Origin of the sequence: Bradyrhizobium genomosp. I (2014) (assembly GCF_000261685.1) — a bacterium.
GTDB lineage: Bacteria > Pseudomonadota > Alphaproteobacteria > Rhizobiales > Xanthobacteraceae > Bradyrhizobium.
On record NZ_AJQE01000481.1, the window covers coordinates 1 to 1,395 of the forward strand.

The 1,395-nt window shown below is 61.0% G+C and carries 1 protein-coding gene; it reads right to left on the reverse strand.

Annotated features, from left to right (window positions below):
• Positions 1–31 precede the first annotated feature (31 nt).
• Complete coding sequence (locus IC50_RS38135; protein WP_035716818.1) at positions 32–1,300, reverse strand: IS256 family transposase; 1,269 nt, start codon at positions 1,298–1,300, stop codon at positions 32–34.
• Positions 1,301–1,395 lie beyond the last annotated feature (95 nt).

A 1,395-nucleotide genomic window follows, 5' to 3' on the forward strand; every position in this document is an offset into this window, starting at 1 on the left:
GAGCTATGCGGGATTTTGGGTGACGAGGCGATCAGGCGGCGTGGTTTTCCGGCACTTGGATGACCTCGATGCCGTTTTCGAATCTGACACCTGCGATGACCTTCGGCAACTGATTTGTGCCTTTCAGCCGCCGCCAGGTCTTTGATGCGGCGCAGAGCAGCTTGAACACCATCAACTTGGCAGTCGTTGACGATAACGAACCTTTCGTGCGCACCGTTCTGTGCCGGACCGTCGCGAACACGCTTTCGATGGGATTCGTCGTCCGCAAGTGGTCCCAATGCTCGGCGGGGAATTCGTAGAACGCAAGCATTGCGTCGCGATCTTTCGTCAGGCACTCGACCGCCTTGTCGTACTTCGCTCCGTATTTCTCGGCAAAGACATCGATCGCCACTTCGGCCGAAGCTCGGTTGGACGCCAAATAGACCTCGCGCAGATCCTTCTTCATGCTGGCCTGTACCGACACTGCGACTTTGTTCAAGATATTCGCGGTTTTGTGCACCCAGCACCGCTGATGTCGCGTGGCGGGAAAGACCTCGTCGAGCGCCTTCCAGAAGCCGAGCGCGCCGTCACCGACGGCGATTTCCGGGGCGATCTTCAGCCCACGGGTTTTCGCCTCGACGAGCAGTTCGTGCCAGCTCTGCGTGCTCTCGCGCACGCCGACCTGGAAGCCGATGAGTTCCTTCTTGCCTTCCGGCGTCGCGCCGATCAGCACCAGCATGCATTCGCTGTGGTCTTCCATGCGAGCCTGCAGGAAGACGCCGTCCGCCCACACGTATACGTACCGGCGCGCCGACAGATCGCGCTTCTGCCAACGCTCGTACTCGAGCTGCCACTCCGTCGTCAGTCTGGAAACCACCGCCGGAGAAAGATTCGGCGCATCCTTGCCCAAGAGCGCCGCCAGCGCCTCCTGGAAGTCGCCCGTCGAGATGCCTCGCAGGTACAGAACCGGCAAAAGTGCATCCAAGCTCTTCGTGCGCCGTGCCCACAACGGCAGGATCGCCGAGGTGAAGCGGATCCGCTCGCCATCGCTGGTCACCGCGCGATCGCGAATCTTTACCCGGGCGACTTCGACGGCGCCGATCCCCGTCTGGATCGTCCGCACTGGACCATGGCCGTGCCGCACGAGGCGGTCGCGGCCATCGGGAAGCTTCAAGCCCTTCATCGCGGCGAGAAACGCCTCGGCTTCCATCTCGACAGCCTGCGCAAGCAGCTGCCGAGCACCAGATCGCAAAATATTCGTCAGTGGATCGTCGATCTCATCGGGCTGACGCAGTGGGACAATGTTGCTATGCTCGTTCATGGCGTATCGCTCTCCTTGAGGTTCTGGCAGGCTCGACACCCGCCTCGATACGCCGCCTATCTCATTCCGTCATCACCCAGTTTCCCGCATAGCTC

Coding starts and splice junctions, on each gene's coding strand:
- IC50_RS38135 (WP_035716818.1), bottom strand. CDS start 1,300: ATGAACGAGCATAGCAACATTGTCCCACTGCGTCAGCCCGATGAGATC.